This is a genomic window from Deltaproteobacteria bacterium, from assembly GCA_012522415.1.
In the GTDB taxonomy this organism is placed as follows: domain Bacteria; phylum Desulfobacterota; class Syntrophia; order Syntrophales; family JAAYKM01; genus JAAYKM01.
The window spans coordinates 1-17,730 of sequence record JAAYKM010000047.1; the positions used below are offsets into that span (position 1 = coordinate 1).

Annotated in this window: 17 protein-coding genes; 1 reads left to right on the forward strand and 16 read right to left on the reverse strand. The window is 51.5% G+C overall.

The features are described from left to right. Positions 1 to 151: 151 nt before the first annotated feature. The 16 genes from pilO to GX147_04385 form a co-directional block, all read right to left on the reverse strand. Positions 152 to 880 carry a type 4a pilus biogenesis protein PilO gene (gene pilO, locus GX147_04310; GenBank protein ID NLN59922.1) on the reverse strand — a complete coding sequence of 243 codons (729 nt, stop codon included), beginning with the start codon at positions 878 to 880 and terminating at the stop codon, positions 152 to 154. Positions 881 to 883: 3 nt separating this feature from the next. Then, on the reverse strand, positions 884 to 1,429 hold the full coding sequence (locus GX147_04315; protein ID NLN59923.1) for a hypothetical protein: 546 nt from the start codon (positions 1,427 to 1,429) through the stop codon (positions 884 to 886). Further along, a complete protein-coding gene (gene pilM / locus GX147_04320) occupies positions 1,426 to 2,514 on the reverse strand; it encodes a type IV pilus assembly protein PilM (protein ID NLN59924.1) in 1,089 nt (362 codons plus the stop codon). The genes GX147_04315 and pilM overlap by 4 nt, the downstream gene beginning before the upstream one ends. 177 nt (positions 2,515 to 2,691) lie before the next feature. Beyond that, the gene (locus GX147_04325) at positions 2,692 to 2,958 is read right to left on the reverse strand and encodes a septum formation initiator family protein (protein NLN59925.1); all 267 of its coding nucleotides are present in this window, start codon (positions 2,956 to 2,958) and stop codon (positions 2,692 to 2,694) included. Between the two features lie 187 nt (positions 2,959 to 3,145). Then, a complete protein-coding gene (locus GX147_04330) occupies positions 3,146 to 4,321 on the reverse strand; it encodes a hypothetical protein (protein NLN59926.1) in 1,176 nt (391 codons plus the stop codon). Between the two features lie 121 nt (positions 4,322 to 4,442). Then, complete coding sequence (dut, locus tag GX147_04335) at positions 4,443 to 4,898, reverse strand: dUTP diphosphatase (protein ID NLN59927.1); 456 nt, start codon at positions 4,896 to 4,898, stop codon at positions 4,443 to 4,445. After that, a complete protein-coding gene (locus GX147_04340) occupies positions 4,895 to 6,151 on the reverse strand; it encodes an insulinase family protein (GenBank protein ID NLN59928.1) in 1,257 nt (418 codons plus the stop codon). The genes dut and GX147_04340 overlap by 4 nt, the downstream gene beginning before the upstream one ends. Then, positions 6,126 to 8,258 carry a polyribonucleotide nucleotidyltransferase gene (locus tag GX147_04345; GenBank protein ID NLN59929.1) on the reverse strand — a complete coding sequence of 711 codons (2,133 nt, stop codon included), beginning with the start codon at positions 8,256 to 8,258 and terminating at the stop codon, positions 6,126 to 6,128. The genes GX147_04340 and GX147_04345 overlap by 26 nt, the downstream gene beginning before the upstream one ends. A 140-nt stretch (positions 8,259 to 8,398) precedes the next feature. After that, entirely contained in the window at positions 8,399 to 8,665 is a 267-nt protein-coding gene (gene rpsO / locus GX147_04350; protein ID NLN59930.1) for a 30S ribosomal protein S15, read from the reverse strand. Positions 8,666 to 8,729: 64 nt separating this feature from the next. Beyond that, positions 8,730 to 9,659, reverse strand: a complete 930-nt coding sequence (gene truB, locus GX147_04355; GenBank protein ID NLN59931.1) for a tRNA pseudouridine(55) synthase TruB — start codon at positions 9,657 to 9,659, stop codon at positions 8,730 to 8,732. A 3-nt stretch (positions 9,660 to 9,662) separates the two neighbouring features. Next, a complete protein-coding gene (locus GX147_04360) occupies positions 9,663 to 10,616 on the reverse strand; it encodes a bifunctional oligoribonuclease/PAP phosphatase NrnA (protein ID NLN59932.1) in 954 nt (317 codons plus the stop codon). Further along, entirely contained in the window at positions 10,597 to 10,971 is a 375-nt protein-coding gene (gene rbfA, locus GX147_04365; GenBank protein ID NLN59933.1) for a 30S ribosome-binding factor RbfA, read from the reverse strand. Before rbfA ends, GX147_04360 begins: the two co-directional genes overlap by 20 nt. Next, a complete protein-coding gene (locus GX147_04370) occupies positions 10,958 to 11,296 on the reverse strand; it encodes a DUF503 domain-containing protein (protein NLN59934.1) in 339 nt (112 codons plus the stop codon). Before GX147_04370 ends, rbfA begins: the two co-directional genes overlap by 14 nt. Positions 11,297 to 11,325: 29 nt before the next feature. Further along, on the reverse strand, positions 11,326 to 14,001 hold the full coding sequence (gene infB, locus GX147_04375; protein NLN59935.1) for a translation initiation factor IF-2: 2,676 nt from the start codon (positions 13,999 to 14,001) through the stop codon (positions 11,326 to 11,328). Between the two features lie 58 nt (positions 14,002 to 14,059). Then, positions 14,060 to 15,319 (reverse strand): transcription termination/antitermination protein NusA, encoded by a 1,260-nt coding sequence (gene nusA, locus GX147_04380; protein NLN59936.1) that lies wholly within the window; start codon positions 15,317 to 15,319, stop codon positions 14,060 to 14,062. A gap of 96 nt (positions 15,320 to 15,415) precedes the next feature. Beyond that, positions 15,416 to 15,883 carry a ribosome maturation factor RimP gene (locus GX147_04385; protein NLN59937.1) on the reverse strand — a complete coding sequence of 156 codons (468 nt, stop codon included), beginning with the start codon at positions 15,881 to 15,883 and terminating at the stop codon, positions 15,416 to 15,418. 355 nt (positions 15,884 to 16,238) lie between these two features. On the opposite strand from GX147_04385, the gene GX147_04390 reads away from it, so the two are divergent. Further along, positions 16,239 to 17,570: a ribosome biogenesis GTPase Der gene (locus GX147_04390; protein NLN59938.1), complete on the forward strand. Its 1,332-nt coding sequence runs from the start codon at positions 16,239 to 16,241 to the stop codon at positions 17,568 to 17,570. Positions 17,571 to 17,730 lie beyond the last annotated feature (160 nt).

Consider the following 17,730-nt stretch of genomic DNA (forward strand, 5'->3'; position numbering starts at 1 on the left):
AATAAAAGGCTTGAATGGGTCTTTTCTTCCCTTCGAATCAAGAGTCGGCATTTCCGTTGAAACAAGCCCCGTCTCCTCCCCCCAAACAACCCCCGGCATCCAGACTGCGATGATCATCAAGACGATACACGACATCAAAAGTCTATAGATCTCATTCTTTTTCATTAGCCTGGTCATCACTGCTCCCTTTTTCCATGCCCTCGTTCCCGAGAAACATGTAAGTCTTGATAACGCCCGTGGTAACAATTTCGTTGTCTCTTCTACCTTTTTTGTCTTTCCCTTCTTTGCTTAAATTGAGAACCAAGTCCTCGACGTTAATAATTCTGGGCAATTGAGATATTTTGTCGAAAAACTCCAACGTATTCGGGAAAGTTCCCAACACTTTCACCCTAATGGGAATATCGATATAGAATTTATCCTCGGAGGATGCGGAAGCATCGTCTCCCTTCGTCCCGGAATCATCTTTTCCTTTTTTGCCAACCCCCTTCTTTTCCTTTTTTCCATCATCTTTGGCTGGGGCAACAAATATGGGTTCAAACAAAAGAAAATCCACCCCCGAATTACGACCGGCCAGGGATACGGATTCAACAAGGCCCGGCAGTTCTTTTTTATCCGGAAGCTTGGTGAGTGCCTCCCGGAAATCCACCCTGAGCTTCTTCAATTGCTGAATATAGCTGTCCTTTTGTGCGGCAATCGCCTTCTTTGCCGTGATGTCCTGTTGCAATTTTTCCAATTTACCTTCCAGATTCCCTTTTTTAACCAATGCGTTTTGTAGATAAAAGAAATAGTAAAAGTACCCGATCAAAAGGCAGGCAAAAAACACCAGGGCCGCCTTCATACCAGGCGAAAGTTTTTTGAGGTCTTCAGCTGTAATGGCCATCGCCTACCCCTTTTTAATCCCGCATTTGAGTTTGAATGACTGTACTTTGATGCCTGAAAAATCGTCCTGTCTGGAGGAAACGAGATCCACATTGGCAATAAACGGCAGGGTCTCCAGTACTTTCATGAAAAAGGCCACGGTAATGGTATTCTTGGCTTTACCTTCTATGGATAATGATGTTGCCGTTTGGGTAACGTTTTCAAGGGACAGGTCTTTCGTCGGCACGGCTGAGGCAAGCTGATCGAGCATGAATATCGGAAAGGTACGACCCTTTTCCAGTTTTTTGATGAGGGCGATCTTGTTCTCGATGTTTATCTTGTTCTCTTTGAATGCCTGAATATCACCGACGATTTTGTTTAATTCCACAATTTGTCGTTCACTGTTCCGGATATTGTTTTCGAGGAGGGTATTCCGGGTAACCACGTAGAGATGAAGCGTTCCAATACATGCAATGAACACAATGAACGAACCCAGAAATATCAGGATTTCCTTGGCCTGACTGGCCTTTTTTTCCATTTCACGATAGGGAAGCAGGTTGATTTTAATCATTTGTCATCCACCCTTCTCAGGGCCAACCCCACGCATACGGCGGCGGAGGGGCCGATTCTTTCCATATCCGCTGCACTGATTTTTTTCTGATTGAAAACTATGTTCCTGAAAGGGTTGATAATCTCGGTCCTGATATTCATCCGTTCGCCAAGGTGTTCCGCAAAACCCGGCATCGCTGCAGAACCGCCTGACAACAAAACAGCCTTGATTTCAGTGCCGCCGTACGTGGATCGATAATAATCGACAGACCTCTGAATTTCCGAGCAAATCTGGTCTGCTGCGGCAAGAAGATTCTCGGTGAATCCTCTTTGGGCCTCCCCATCTCCTTCCACACCGTCAAGTTTAACTCGCTCAGCCTCGTCCAGGCTATTCAATCCCATGCTCTGCTGTAATGCCTCGTTGATATGCTCACCCCCCAGGGCAAAATCACGGGTTAAGACCGAGCCGCCGTTTTTGAGAACATTGATATTGGTCATGCTGGCACCGACATTAACAAGGATGACAATTTCATCATCGTCGATATCATAATTTTCCTCGTACATCGTCTCCAATGCAAAAGAATCAACATCCATAATCACGGGATTAAGGCCCGCCCCTCTGATGGCATCGGCATAGCTTTCTACAATTTCTGATTTCGCGGCAACCAGCATGACGTCCATTTGCGTTGAGTTGAATTCGTTTTCACCCAGAATCTGGAAATCATAACTGACGTCTTCCATGCTGTCGAAGGGCAGGTATTTGCTCGCCTCATCATGAATCAAAACACGCAATTCCTCGGCGGGCATCTTCGCAAAGGTAACTCTTTGTGCAATGACGGAGTTGCCGGAAAGCGAAGTGACGACATTCCGGCATCTTGCACCGGAAAGTTCGAAAAGTTCTTTTATTTTCTCTGTCAGGATGTGAGGTTCTGTCAGCATTCCCTCGCTGATGACCCCTTTGGGAAGAGAAACCTGCCGGTAACGATTGAGGGCATATCCCGTACCGGATCGACCGATTTCAGCCAGTTTGAGAGAATATGACCCGATATCCAACCCTACTGTCTGTTTTTTTGATGAGAACAAATCTCTAATGCTGAAGTCGCCCATTGGATCTCCATGTAATTGGATTGATGAATCCCGTTCCTGAAACCGGTTTAGTATCCCCGGCGACACCCCGTACTCGAGGAAGCCGGTTTGCTTCCTGTAGAAATTACCTGCGCCTTATCAAATTCAGCAAGTTTGATGCCACGTCTTCAGATTTTATGGAACTGTCTTCAAATCATCTTATTTGGAAATCCGGAAAACAACCTCGCCCTGCTTCACCATACCCAAATTATTCCGGGCGATCATTTCGATATAGTTCAAATTGGATTGAAGCAGAGCAATCTCTTTCCTCAGAGATTTATTTTCATCGATAATCGTCTGGTTTGCTCCTTGGAGTTCATGGAGTTTTTCCCGCATTAAATAACTGTCCCAAAGCCCTCGATTGCCGAGGGTGATCAACAATCCAGCAAACACGACAAAAACTATGATGTATCTACCGATTTTCACGATAAATCTCTCCTTTCGCCATGTCCGGAAGAGCTTTTGTTCTTAAGATATCCCCGTATTTCTCGCAGTTGAACAGAATCCGCACCCTTGCCGTCAAATACCTGACTCTTCGTTTCGCCAAATAATTGACTTAATGCGTTTATATAATGGTTATTTTTTATGTGCAACAGTAAATATTGTGAATTCTTCACATTTTTGTCGATGACAGGAGCCGTTGCGGCTCCCCAAGTAGAAATGAGCCCTCTCTAATCCATTCTTTCAATATATTCGCGATCTTTCGGGCCTTATGGTAACTAGACAGCGGTGCTGTTGTGATGCTTTGACCATTGAGGATGATTTGGCCGCTCCTCAGGTCCTCATAACTGACTTCGCCCAGGCTTTTGCCGACCCCCTTCGGGTAGTCCATGCTGTAATCATAAATCTGTGTGTAAATATCACCGTCCCTTACAGCCGTGTATCGTGCCATGTCCTCATTCAGGATGGGAATCGGTATCCCGATACCGACATACAGGGAAACACCATAACCCAGGATACTTGCACCCACGATCCACTCCGGACTCATCTCCTTCAGATTGCCGATCGTGGCAATGGTTCCCGCTCCACCCCGAGGTACACCGTTCCCTCCTCTCAGCACATCCGGGTCATGCTGCGTGCCTTCCCAGGCAACAAAGCCCTGCGCGCCACCCAGGAAAATCCGTGTTCCCACGCCAATCGTTTTATACAAGGGATCATTGAACAGAGGGCTCAACTGGCCGGATGTGGCATAGTTGGCATTGGCCATCTTCGGCCGCAACACCCCCATGTAGGTATAGATTGTCCGATCGGACATGTTAACGGCGCAGTTGTAGTTCTGGTACGCATTCCGCGGATTAAAAAGGATGGCGTCCTTGAGGTCTTTCAAGGTAATCGTTTTTTCGATCTTCCTGGCGGGGTAGCAATCCGTTCCATATCCCTCCGCCCTTAGACGAATCACTTTTCCGGTCACCAGCGCTTCGATAACGTGCCCGCCTCCATAGTGAAACTGCCCTGGATAGACACTGTTCAAAGGATCCCCTTCAACGATTTCCGTAGCACCGATGTAGCAATCCACGGCGGCAATACCGCCATAGGCGGGGACATCGTTGAGCCATACCCTGGAAGCCCTGATCTTGGGAGAAGTATGACCAAAATTCAGGAAAGCACCGGAGGAACACATCGGACTGAAAGTTCCCGTGGTCACGACATCAATTTTTCGGGCGGCGTCAACTTCTCCATGCTGTGCCACGATATCGATCATCTCTTCGGCCGTAACGACGACGGCTTGCCCTTGTTTTATCTTTTTATTGATTTCCTTGATGCTTTTCTGAACTTTGTTTTTCTTCATGACGCGGGACCTCAAGAGAGATGCTGTACAACCCTGTTCTTCGATAGCATAAACGTGATAAATAATCCATATTTCCGTCGACCAAACGGTTTTCCGCCATGGTTTCCGAATCAGACTCAGGCTATGCCGTTCGGGTGTGACCGAAACCGCCTGCCCCTCTGGCCGTTTCATCCAAGGTAGGGCTTTCATCCCAGCGGGCTCTGGCGATCTGTTGAACGATCATCTGGGCAATCCGGTCGCCACGGTTGATTTTAAAGGGTTTTTGTCCGTGATTAATCAGTATAACCCCGATCTCGCCCCGGTAATCCGCATCGATGGTTCCGGGGGCGTTCAACACGGTAACACCGAATTCCATCGCCAAACCGCTTCGCGGTCTGATTTGCGCCTCATAGCCCGCCGGCAGGGAAATAGCAAAACCGGCAGGAATTTTTTTCCATTCCCCCGGTTGAAGGATAACCGTTCGATCAACAGCCGCACGGACATCCATGCCCGCGGCGTGATCGGTCATGTACCGGGGAAGCCCGATATCCTCCTGCCCTGGATCTTTCTTGATACGGATACAGACCTCCTCTGTCACAGGGTCCCCCTCATTTCATCGACCAGATCGGGATCAACGCGACCTACGGCGACCATCGAAAGCCTGTCCAACGCAAACATCTCCTCCATCAGATCAGCAATATCCTGCCGGGAAACGCCTTCAATTCTTTCCATAACCTCATCCCACGGAATCTGTCGGCCAAAGCAGAACTCATTCTTGGCCAGGCGGGTCATCCGGTTATCCGTGCTTTCCATGCTGAGGAGAAAGTTCCCCTTGATCATTTCCTTGGCGTTTCTCAGTTCCCTGTCGTTTAAAGAATGATCTCGGAGACGTTTGATCTCACTGTACACCAGACGAATGACCTGGCGGATTTCGTCTGCCCCGGTGGCGGCATAAATTCCAAGCATACCCGCATCCAGATAAGAATTCAGGTAAGATTGAATGTCATAAACCAGGCCGCGTTTTTCTCTGATTTCCTGAAAGAGACGGGAACTCATGCTTCCACCCAGAAAAGCGTTCAACAGAAAGGCCGCATACCTTCTGGGATCCGTGGACGAAGGAGCCGGACAGCCAAGGACGAGGTGAACCTGTTCCAGTTCTTTGAAAACCACGGACGGAACGATGCGGGGTATGGGTGAAACATTTGGGTACGCTTCATCCGTACCGTTGAGGGATTCAAAATGGCGGGAAACCAAATCGAACAATTGATCGTGCTGAAGCCTCCCGGCCACCGAGATAACGAGATTGCGTCCCCGATAATTACGATTGAAAAAGTGGACAATCTGCTCTCTTGTAAGACCGGATATACTGTCCTGGGTCCCCATGATCGGACGGGCGAGAGGATGGCCGTCCCAGAGTCGGCCTTCAAAAATATCGTGGATATATTCATCCGGAGAATCCTCCAGGGAACGGATCTCCTGATGGATTACCGATTTTTCCCTTTCAATTTCTACGGATTGGAAGCGTGAGTTTCTTAAAATATCGGCCAGGAGCTCAATGGCCAGCTCAAGGCAGTAATCGGGAACCTTGACATAGAAGGCGGTGATTTCTTTTCCCGTGGACGCGTTGATGACGCCGCCCACCGCGTCGATAGCAGAGGCGATTTCCAAAGGGGACCGATTTTCGGTCCCCTTGAAAAGCATATGCTCGATGAAATGGGCTATCCCATTGGTTGCTCCATCTTCATGGCGGGAACCACAATGAACCCATACACCCATGGACACGGAGCGGACATGATTGATTTCTTCTGAAACGACACGAATCCCGTTAGCGAGGAGGGCCTTGCTGACCATTTTCTCCCAAGGCTTCCTTTCTACTGAGGCGGATCTTTCCCTGCTTATCGATTTCCAGGACTTTTACATTCACTTCGTCCCCTTCTTGAAGAATATCCGTGACCTTATTGACGCGTTCCCTGGCCAGTTGCGAAATGTGAACCAAGCCTTCCATTCCGGGCAAAATTTCCACAAAAGCACCGAAATCCACCACGCGCTTGACCGTTCCACGATAAATTTTCCCGACTTCCGCCTCCTCGGTCAGCAATTTAACCATGCATACGGCGCGTTCTGCGGCTTCCGCATCGGAGGAGGCGATGGTAACCGTTCCGTCATCCTCCACATCAATCTTCACACCCGTTTCACTGACAATTTGCCGAATATTCTTGCCGCCGGATCCAATGACATCCCGGACCCGGTCCGGCCTGACCTTGACCGTCGTGATTCTGGGAGCATAAATGGAAATATCCTGTCTTGGTTTACTCAACGTCTCCATCAGTTTGTCGATAATATGAAAGCGGCCTTCTTTGGCCTGATCCAAAGCCTTTCGGAGCACTTCCTCCGGCAGACGATCGATTTTGATATCCATTTGCAGGGAGGTAACGCCCTTCTTTGTTCCACAGACCTTAAAATCCATGTCACCACAATGATCTTCGTCTCCCAGGATGTCCGACAGAATCACGACTTCGTCCTTTTCTTTGAGAAGGCCCATGGCAATTCCGGCGGCAACTCCCTTGACGGGAACCCCCGCATCCATTAGGGCAAGCATGCCGGCACAGACCGTCGCCATGGAGGAGGAACCGTTGGACGAAAGAATTTCCGAAACAATTCGTATCGTATAGGGGAAGGCATCCGTATCCGGCAGAATGGGCACCAGGGCCCGTCTGGCCAAGGCGCCATGGCCAATTTCCCGACGCCCGGGGCTTCTCAGGGGTTTCGCCTCGCCAACACAGTAGGGAGGAAAGTTATAGTGGAGAATAAATGATCGCATCTCTTCACCGACAATGTAGTCCATCCGCTGTTCATCCTGGGACGTACCCAGTGTCAACGCGGACAGGGACTGCGTTTCCCCCCGATTGAAGAGTGCTGATCCGTGCGCCCGGGGCAACAGACCGACTTCGGAGCTGATGGGTCTGATATCCTTTGTCCCCCGATCGTCAATCCGCTTACGTTCATTGATAATCATATCCCGTAGGATACGGCTTTCCATTTTTTCCAAGATCCCGGAAATGGCCGGTTTTAACTTGCCGTCCTCCCCGGATAGCTCTGCAATGACCGCTTTTCTGATTTCATCAAGACGGGAATAGCGGTCCTGTTTTCGGTGTATATGGTAGGCTGCCTTCAAATCAGCTTCGGCCTTCGCTGTCACGTGGGCCAGCAGTGTTTCGTCAATCGGTTCGACCACGATTTCTCGCCTGGGTTTACCGATCTCTCTTTTCATCTTGATCTGAAGGTCAATGGCCGGACGCATGGCGTTGAGACCGAAGGCAATCGCATCTACGATGACAGCGTCATCCACTTCATCGGCGCCTCCCTCGAGCATGATCAGGTTCACGTCATATCCATCTCCCTGCTCGTGTTCAATCATCCGGCCTGCCAAGAAAAGATTGAGATCACTCTCCGCCATTTCATCAATGGATGCGTTGCAGACGAAATTCCCGTTGATCCTTCCCACCCTGATCGCCGCAATGGGTCCTTTAAAAGGGATATCCGAAATTTCCAGGGCTGCGGAAGCGGCCAGAAGGGCCGTCACATCGGGATCATGCTCCATATCAACGGAAAGAACCGTCGCGACCACCTGAGTCTCGTGATGGTAACCTTTGGGGAACAAGGGCCGAATGGACCGGTCGATGATACGAGACGTTAAAATTTCCCGCTCGTTTGGGCGACCTTCCCGCTTGAAAAACCCGCCGGGTATTTTACCCGCCGCAAAAGTCAGCTCCTGATAATCCACGGTCAGGGGAAGAAAATCCAGACCTTCCCGTTTCTCCTTCAAAGAGACCACCGTAACAAGCACCACGGTGTCTCCATAAGTCGCAAAAACCGCCCCATCGGCCTGAGCGGCGACATAATCAGTTTTCAGGGAAAGTCGTTTCCCTGAAAATTCGGTCAAATATTCGTTACTCATTGATTTGTTTTCCTTTTCATTCCAATTGTGGGTGATGGTCTGTCCGTATGCCTTACCGGCAAAGCCAAAAGCTCAGAAACCCGCTTTTGCCCATCCCCGGACATGTTGTTCCAGAAATCCCGCCAAAAGCATACCCCCCGTTACTTACGCAATCCCAGACGCGAAATAATACTGCGGTATCTTTCCAGTTCCGTTTTCTTCAGGTAATCGAGCAATCGCCGCCTCTGACCAACCAGTTTTAAAAGACCTCGCCGGGAATGATGATCCTTCTTGTGTGTCTTGAAATGCTCCGTCAGGTATTCAATTCTGGCGCTCAACAACGCAATCTGCACTTCAGGGGAACCTGTATCATCCTCATGCAGCTTGAATTTGTCGATAATCTCGCTCCTTTTTTCTACATCTAACACCGTTTCATCCTCCCTCGGTTTATTTGAAACTCTCCTTTATTTTAATATCGCTTCTTTCAATAAACTATTTAAAAACCCGAAGCATTCGGGCCACGGGGCTGCTCTTGTCACGGGAACGCATCTCCTCCGTCCCGCAGAGCATCTCCGCTACAGCCACGAGCCCCGTCTCGGCGGAAAGCAACTTTAACACATCTCCCGGGGCAAGGAAAGGGATATGATCGGCCCCCAAATCGCCGCCGGTCAATTGAACGCCTTGGCGCACCCTTCTTGCCAGAGGCTCATCCACACGAAGACTCTTCAGCCCCGGGATCGCCTGTTCAAGTGGAATCAGGGAAGTCAAAAGCCGGTCCTTCTTCTGTCCGTCCGTCAATCCCTCCAGAGCCAGCGCCGTCTCCTCCTTGAAAAACCCGCTCCTGGTTCTTCGCAAAGCCTCCAACGCAGCCCCACAGCCCAGGGTCTCCCCGATATCGGAACAGAGGGACCGGATGTAGGTTCCTTTCGAACAGGCAACATGAATCGTTACCCTCGGCATGTTTATTGCTCGTATCACCGCAGCATAAACTTCCACGGTCCGTGGGGGCGGCGTTACCGTAATGCCCCTCCGCGCCCATCGGTAGAGCGGTTTCCCCTTGAATTTGACCGCCGAATAGAGGGGGGGAACCTGTAGTTTTTCCCCGACGAGGGCGTCGATTACCCGGACCAGGTCGCCTGCAGAGACATCGGGCATCCTCTTCGACAGAACATTGCCGGTGATGTCCAGCGTATCCGTATGAATCCCAAGCAGAAGCGTCGCCTGATATTCCTTGCTGTCCGTTACCAGAAACGGGGCAAGCTTCGTGCCCCTGTTGATCAGAACGGGCAAAACCCCCGTTGCCAGGGGATCAAGCGTGCCTGTATGGCCGACTTTGTCGGCTTTCAGGGTACTTTTTATTTCCGCCACGATATCATGAGAGGTTTTACCAGACGGTTTATCAATGATTACCAGGCCATCCATTGACTACAGAACCGATCGCACAACATTCAGCACACGCTGGTGAACATCGGAAAAATCGCCCTCAATGACACAGGCCGACGCATTCGTATGGCCTCCGCCGCCAAAGAACCGGGCGATTTTCTCGACATCCACCCTGTCCTTAGAGCGAAGACTCAGCTTGAACAGATCCGTCTCCGTCTCAATATAAAAGATCGCCACATCCACCCCCTGGATCGTCCGGGGTATATCGACGAAATTCTCCGTGTACTCAAGCTTCGCCCCCAACGTATTGAGGGTCTCCTGAAAGACCGCCATCGACCCCACCCGCCCGTCGATGTCAAGCCTCATCGTTTCAAGCACCTTCCCCAACAACTGGATCTTCACCGGCGGGTTGTTTTCGTAAATATGCTCGGAAATCCATTGGGGATCCGCACCACAGCCGACAAGATTCGCTGCGGCCAACAAGGTTTCCTTTGTTGTACTGCTGTACCGAAAACCGCCAGAGTCAGTCAGAATGGCCGTGTAAAGATTCGTCGCCAATTCCCAGGAAATATCCAGCGACATGGCCACGACCAGTCGATAGAGCAACTCCCCGGTGGAACTGGCTGCCGGGTCGATGTAAGAAACATGACAGAAGCCGTCATTCGAAATATGATGATCAATATTCAGAAGCAGCTTGATCTTCGCAACATCCGAAGCCCGCTCGCCTACCCGTTCTATGTTGCCGCAATCGAGAATAACCGCCGCATCGAAGCGATCAAGATCATCAACAGCATGGACGATCACCTCGCTTCCAGGCAGAAAACGGTAGTTCTCCGGAACTTCATCCTGATTGTACACGACAACGTCCTTTCCCAGGAAACGCAGAAGATGGTACAGGGCCAACTCCGATCCCAGGGCGTCACCATCCGGCCTGACGTGGGACGTCACAAGAAATCGTTTGTTCCCCTTGATTTGTTCAATGATTTTTTGCAGCATGATCTCCGTTCTGGCTCTCCAATTCCATCAATATTCGGTCGATCCGGCTACCGTAGGCAAAAGACGGATCCTGGCGGAAGATAATTTCCGGAACATACCGCAGTTGCAGCCTTCGCCCCAACCCCTTCCGGATAAAGCCCGCCGCTTTCTTCAGTCCGTCCCAAGTTTCCTGGCGGCAAACATCCCGACCCATTTCAACAAAAAAAACTTTGGCAACCCTCAGATCGTCGCTGACCTTTACGCCGGTAATGGTGAGAAGGCCGATCCGAGGGTCACGGATCTCCTTGAGGAGAATCTCCGCGAGTTCCGACTGAATGAGCTCGGCCACCCGGTCCGCTCTTTTAAAATTCGTCATACTTTTCTACATTTCCTTCCCAAGGGTCCAGCAAATCGTCCATACTCATAATCTCCATCTTGCTCTTCACAATCTCCGCCACATGCAAGCTGTCTATGAAATCGAGAATATGGTCCATTTTCGCATTGATATACTGTTTCTCATTGCCGACCACACAGAACCCGATACGGGCACGTTTCCACTGGTCATTGTCGCCCACTTCGGCAATCGACACATTGAACTCGTTCTGTGTGCGCTTCAGCACACGCTTCAGCACCCCCCTCTTTTCCTTCAACGACCGGCATCCCGGCATGAAAATATCGATAACAGCCAATCCCGCCACCATCTTTATTTTCTCTTTTGCACTCGATCCGATTACAGTTTTCGCTCAACTTTTTCCATACTGTAGGTCTCAATGATATCTCCCGGTTTCAGATCGTTGAAGCCCTCGATCCCGATACCGCATTCAAACCCACTGAGCACTTCCTTGGCATCATCCTTAAACCGGCGCAACGACAGAATTTTGCCGTCGAAAATCTGGACGCCATCCCGGACAAGACGCGCATTGGCCCTGCGTGTAATTTTTCCTTCCAGGACAAAGCTGCCGGCAATCGTCCCGATCTTCGGTACACGGAAGAGCTCACGTACCTCCGCTTTTCCTTGGCTAACCTCTTTATATTCCGGATCCAGGAGCCCCTCCATGGCGGCCCGCACATCGGCAATGGCATTGTAAATGATATCGTAAAGTTTGATATCGACACCCTCTTGCTCGGCAATCTCCACCACCCGGGTATCGGGACGTACGTTGAACCCGATGATGATTGCGTTTGATGCGGAGGCCAGCATGACGTCCGTTTCTGTAATCGTTCCCGGCGAACTGTGAATGATGTTGAGTTTGATGTCACTCGTGCTGAGTTTCGTCAAGGCATCCCCCAGGGCCTCTATCGACCCCTGGACATCCGCCTTGAGGATGACGTTCAGATCCTTCACACCTTCCCTGATCTTCTGGTAAAGCTGCTCGAGAGTGATCTTGGAGGTTGACGCAAGTTCTTTTTCCCGTTCTTTTTTTATCCAGTATTCAGCAATGCCGCGTGCCTTCTTCTCATCTTCCACACCCACAAATTCGGCACTGGCCTGGGGCACGCTGGAAAAACCGATTACTTCTACCGGCGTGGAAGGGCCCGCCTCTTTAACGCGACCCCCCTGATCGCTGTACATGGCCCGTACACGGCCCCATTCCGTCTTGGATACAAAAGCGTCACCTTCCCGTAGTGTCCCTTCCTGAATCAGGACCGTGGCCACGGCGCCCCGCCCTTTATCCAGCTTGGCTTCCACGATAACACCCCGAGCAGGCAGATCGGGATCAGCTTTCAAATCAAGCATGTCCGCCTGCAAAAGAATCATTTCCAAAAGGTCTTCAATGCCCTCTTGTTTTTTGGCCGACACTTCACAGAAAATCGTATCGCCTCCCCATTCCTCGGGAATGAGATTGTGTTCCGTCAGACCCTGCTTGATTTTTCCCGGATCGGCGCCAGTCTTGTCCACTTTGTTGACCGCCACCAGGATCGGCACCTCGGCAACGCGGGAATGGTTAATCGCCTCCACGGTCTGTTCCATAACGCCATCATCTGCCGCCACGACCAATACAACGATGTCCGTCACCTTGGCACCTCTGGCACGCATTGCCGTAAACGCCTCATGCCCCGGCGTGTCAAGGAAAACGATATCGCGTCCCTTGAGCCGTACATGATAGGCGCCGATAGCCTGGGTGATGCCACCGGCTTCCCCGTCGATGACATTTGTTTTCCGGATCGCGTCCAGCAGGGACGTTTTGCCATGGTCGACATGACCCATGATGGTCACAACGGGACCACGAGGTTTGAGGTTCTTTGACGCCTGCCTCGTTTTCAGGATCGCCTCCTCGAATTCATGACCCGCCCCCGCCGCCTCCACCTGGTAGTCGAATTCCAGGGCGATCAGACTGGCTGCGTCGAAATCGATAGACTGATTGATGGTTGCCATGATACCGATTTTCATCAATTTGTTGATCACATCCCCCGCCTTCACTCCCATTTTTTTGGCCATTTCTCCTACACTGATCGCCTCGTCAATCTTGATCCGGCGCTTGATTGCCTTGGGAGTCGTGATCTGCGTCTTCTTCATTTTGATGGGAGCGATTTTTTTCTCCTCCCACCATCGTACGGATTTCTCTTCCGTTTCGATCTCGATGTGGCGACCTTTTTTATCGGCGGATTTTTTCAGGAAGGATTTTTTCTTAGCCGGAACCACCTCTTCAACGCGCGTCTCCAGGGGGGCTTTTTTCTTCTTTCGCCCCTTGTCTTCTTCGGCCTCAGTCTGCGACGGTTTTTCCGCTCCATCAGATACGGGATCCTTAACGGTTCTCAAGGGTTCCGTTTTCTTCTCCGGAAACTGCGGTGCAGACGGGGACACAACACCCCTCGGTTCCTCGCCTGTGAGCTCGCCGGGACCGGCTATCTGAGCGGCTTCCGGGCCCAGCCTCGCTCCGGGATGCCCCCCCTTCTTCCTTCCGTCAACCCGCATGACTTTTTCTTCCGTTTCCGGGACAGGGGGCATCCGTACAGCGGTTTCTTTGATTCTAGCCGCTGCAGGGCTGTCGCCTTCATGGGAAACTTCCTGCTCAACCGGTTTTTTCGCTTTTACAGCGGGCTTCGATAAGATCACGGGTTCCGCCCTTGTTTCCATATCCGTTCCCTTCACATCGACTTCTCCCCCACCGGCGGGGATTTCCGTTCCCTTGACCGGCACCTCTTTTTCCGGCGTCTCTACCCTTTCCTCTTCTGCGGACGGACGCACCGCCCGGCGACGAATAATGGTTGAGGTGATCCTTTTTTCCTCCACTTCTTGAGGATCAACACCTCGAATTTCCCGGATGATGCGTTCAACATCGCCGTCCTCGAGAGTACTTGAGTGGGATTTTACCGCAATGCCCATTTTCTCCACGCGAGAGATCAATTCCTTATTTTCAAGGCCCAGCTCCCTGGCCACTTCATACACTCTCTTTTTTGCCATACCCTACACTCTCCTGCGATGTGACGTACCTCGTTATTCGCTTATCGAAATATTCATTTTACTGCTTCTCGTCGTCCAGTTCCTGCTCCAGCAGCATGGTGGCCTCATGGATCCAGCCCCGGGCCTGCTCTTCACTGATGCCGAGAATGGCCGACAGCATTTCGGGCCCTGCCGCGGCAACGGCCGCAACACTCCGCACCCCCTCGTTAAACAGGCATTCCGCCAACTCCTCACTGATTCCCGGTATCTTTGTCAGAACGGCAAATTCTTCTTCCATCCCGCTGGCCTCCAGGGTTTCACTCTTGACATCCAGTTTCCAGCCGGTCAGTTTAACAGCCAAACGTACATTCTGGCCGTTTTTGCCGATGGCCAGAGAGAGTTGGTCATCAGGCACCACAACCAGCATGGAGTGATGTTCGTCGTCAACGAGAACACGGCTCACCTTCGCCGGGGACAGGGCACTGCAGACATACTGGACAGGGTCGTCCGAGAATGGCACGATATCTATTTTTTCCCCCCGCAGCTCCTGCACCACACTCTGGACACGGGACCCCCGCATCCCAACACAGGCGCCAACGGGATCGATATCCTTGTCGTGGGTCCGGACAGATATCTTCGATCTTTTACCCGGCTCCCGGGCGACATTAACGATCTCAATCATGCCCTCAGAAATTTCAGGCACCTCGATTTCAAACAGGGCACGCAGGAAATGCGGATGGGTTCGGGATAAAATGATCTGAGGCCCTTTGGTAATTCGTTTGACCTCCAGCAGATAAGCCCTGATCCGTTCACCCCGCTTGTGGATCTCCCGGTGTATCTGTTCGGACGTCGGGATAACCCCCTCCGCACGCCCCAGGTTGACGATGACGCTTCCTCCCTCGAAACGCTGAACGAAACCATTGGCAATTTCGCCCTTGCGATCCTTGTATTCTTCATAGACGTTGTCACGCTCCGCGTCCTTGACCCGCTGAATGATAATTTGCTTCGCCGTCTGAACCGCGATACGGCCGAAGGTGGAGGCATCGATCTTGGATCCGAGGCTGTCTCCCACTTCCGCTCCCGCGTCCAGTTCCTGCCTGGCGTAAGCCAGGGGTATTTCGGTGTCAGGATCGGTAACCGTCTCCACGACAACCTTGAACTGGAAGACCTCAATTTCTCCCGTTTCTTCATTATAGTGGGCTTCGACATCGACCTGAGATCCCAGCTTCTTCCGTGCGGCGGACAGCGTGGCGGCCTCCAGCGCTTCGATGATGATCTCCTTTTCCAGGCCCCTGTCCTTACCCGTCTGTTCGATCAGACGTTTAAGCTCCGGCAGCATTGCCACAAAAACCTCCCTTTCGATGATTTACGTTATCCTTGATTGCTTTGCCTTCCCAGCTGGAAAAACGGACAGCATGCACGCTTTCCGGCCAAATCAGATTACATACTCCAAGTTCGCCTTGACAAAGGCCTCTCGCGGAATACGATATGTTTTTTCACCTACCCCGATCACGAGTACCTTGGCGCCCCCCTCTTCCAGATAGTCCAGCAGTTTTCCCCTAAAATGTTTCGTTCCATCGATTTTCCGGTCCGTTTTCACCCTGATCGTGGCGCCCCGGTATGTCAAAAAATCCCGATCGCGAAACAGGGGACGATCCAAGCCCGGTGATGACACCTCCAGGGTATAGGGGCCCGGCGATACATCATATACGTCCAGAACGTCTCCCGCCTGATCGCTGATCAGGGAGCAGTCATCCAGGGTAATTCCCCCTTCCCGGTCCAGATAAATCCGAATGATCCAGCGGGAGGGCATCCGGAGACACTCGACATAAATCAACTCCATCCCGTTGGCTTCCACCAGAGGTTCCAGAAGCGCCCAAACCCTGTCTCGCTGTGTATCCACAGGTGCCATATTCCCTTTAGAAACAAAAAAAGTGGGCAACGCCCACTCATCAACCTTTCTCGCTGAATTGGTCGTCCTTCTACCACATGTTTCGATCCCATGCAAGACAAAATTTCCCAAAGGTTGAGGGCATTCGTGCATTTGCGAAAACCCCGAGGAACAAAATTTCAAAAGTAACACCTCAATGCCGAAAAAATTCCTGGATACACCATAGAAACCCACTGAAAAAAGATCCATCCTGTGCTAAGAACAGGGAAGTCAGGACAAACTTACAGGATTGCCCGCATGCCCTCGAAATAACAAAGGGTAAAAACCGTTGCAGGCCTGACATGATCAAATATAAGGGATGTTGTATTTGAAACCCGTCGTCGCCATCGTCGGCCGGCCGAATGTCGGCAAATCGACCCTTTTCAACCGTATGGCCGGGCGAAACCGTGCCATTGTCATCGATGAACCGGGTGCCACCCGGGATCGAAACTACGCAGCCTGTACCTGGCTGGACAGGCCCTACACTCTGATCGACACAGGGGGCTTTGAACCGGCCGCGACGGAGAGGATCTTTCTCCAAATGCGTGAACAGACCCGGCTCGCCATCGAGGAGGCGGACATCATCCTCTTTTTAATGGACGTAAGACAGGGACTCACGCCGTCGGACAGGGAGATTGCACATATCCTCCGGGAAACAAAAAAACCCGTTTATCATGTGATCAATAAGGTCGACGGACCACGCCATGAAAGCCTGGCTTACGAATTCCACGGACTGGGCATCGACCGGATTTACACCATTTCGGCCCAGCACGGGGTGGGCGTTTCCGACCTCATGAACGCTCTGGCCGTGCATCTTCCCGAAAGCCTACCCCCCCCAGAGGATGGAGATGAACGTGTGAGGATCGCCGTCATCGGCAAACCCAACGTCGGGAAATCGTCCCTGGTGAACAAGATCCTGGGGTTCGAGCGGGCCATCGTCACCGATATTACCGGTACAACCCGGGATGCAATCGATACCCCCTTCACGATTAACGGAAGACCATACAGCCTGATCGACACGGCAGGTATGCGAAGAAAAAGCCGGGTCAGCCTCGTCCTGGAAAAGTACAGTGTGGTCCAGGCCATGAAGACCCTGGACCGGTGTGATATCGCCCTCCATCTGATCGACGCCCAGGAGGGAATCACCGAACAGGATGCAAAAATCGCCGGCCTGGCCCTGGAACGGGGAGTGGCGATGATCCTCCTCGTCAACAAATGGGACCTGGTGACAAAGGACAACAGCACCGTCGGCCAGTACGTGAGGGATATCAAGGAACAGCTCAAATTCCTTGATTTTGCACCGATTCTGTTTGTTTCCGCAGAGACGGGCCAGCGGGTCCACCGAATATTCCAGATTGTCGAAGAGGTGTACGCGGAAGCCACGAAGCGGATCAACACGGGAGAGTTAAACCGGGCCATGAGGAATTTTCTCGAAAATAACCCGCCGCCCCGCGCCCATTTGAAGGCTAATCCCCTCCACTACGTGACCCAGGTGGCGATCAAGCCACCGACTTTCGTCTTTTTCGTCAGCAATCCCTCAGATGTCCATTTTTCTCATGAACGATATCTGGTCAACCGACTACGGGAAACTTTCGGTTTCGGGCACGTGCCCATCCGGATCTTCTTCCGTCGGAAGAAGAAGGACAAAAAGGACAAATAAGCGAAGGGGGCGTGTAAAATATAGTTCGCAATGTTGGTTACCCCAAGAGGGCATCGATATCTTCTAAGAAGGTGTTTTGAAAAACGCTACTGACAGGAAGCAGAGCAATACCAAGGATATACAGCGTATACTCGGCAAGCCTCGTCTTGACGAAGCAACG

Excerpts from the sequence above, each read along its gene's own strand:
- pilO (NLN59922.1), bottom strand. The coding sequence starts at position 880 with ATGGCCATTACAGCTGAAGACCTCAAAAAACTTTCGCCTGGTATGAAG.
- GX147_04315 (NLN59923.1), bottom strand. The coding sequence starts at position 1,429 with ATGATTAAAATCAACCTGCTTCCCTATCGTGAAATGGAAAAAAAGGCC.
- pilM (NLN59924.1), bottom strand. The coding sequence starts at position 2,514 with ATGGGCGACTTCAGCATTAGAGATTTGTTCTCATCAAAAAAACAGACA.
- GX147_04330 (NLN59926.1), bottom strand. The coding sequence starts at position 4,321 with ATGAAGAAAAACAAAGTTCAGAAAAGCATCAAGGAAATCAATAAAAAG.
- GX147_04340 (NLN59928.1), bottom strand. The coding sequence starts at position 6,151 with ATGGTCAGCAAGGCCCTCCTCGCTAACGGGATTCGTGTCGTTTCAGAA.
- GX147_04345 (NLN59929.1), bottom strand. The coding sequence starts at position 8,258 with ATGAGTAACGAATATTTGACCGAATTTTCAGGGAAACGACTTTCCCTG.
- truB (NLN59931.1), bottom strand. The coding sequence starts at position 9,659 with ATGGATGGCCTGGTAATCATTGATAAACCGTCTGGTAAAACCTCTCAT.
- GX147_04360 (NLN59932.1), bottom strand. The coding sequence starts at position 10,616 with ATGCTGCAAAAAATCATTGAACAAATCAAGGGGAACAAACGATTTCTT.
- rbfA (NLN59933.1), bottom strand. The coding sequence starts at position 10,971 with ATGACGAATTTTAAAAGAGCGGACCGGGTGGCCGAGCTCATTCAGTCG.
- GX147_04370 (NLN59934.1), bottom strand. The coding sequence starts at position 11,296 with ATGGTGGCGGGATTGGCTGTTATCGATATTTTCATGCCGGGATGCCGG.
- infB (NLN59935.1), bottom strand. The coding sequence starts at position 14,001 with ATGGCAAAAAAGAGAGTGTATGAAGTGGCCAGGGAGCTGGGCCTTGAA.
- nusA (NLN59936.1), bottom strand. The coding sequence starts at position 15,319 with ATGCTGCCGGAGCTTAAACGTCTGATCGAACAGACGGGTAAGGACAGG.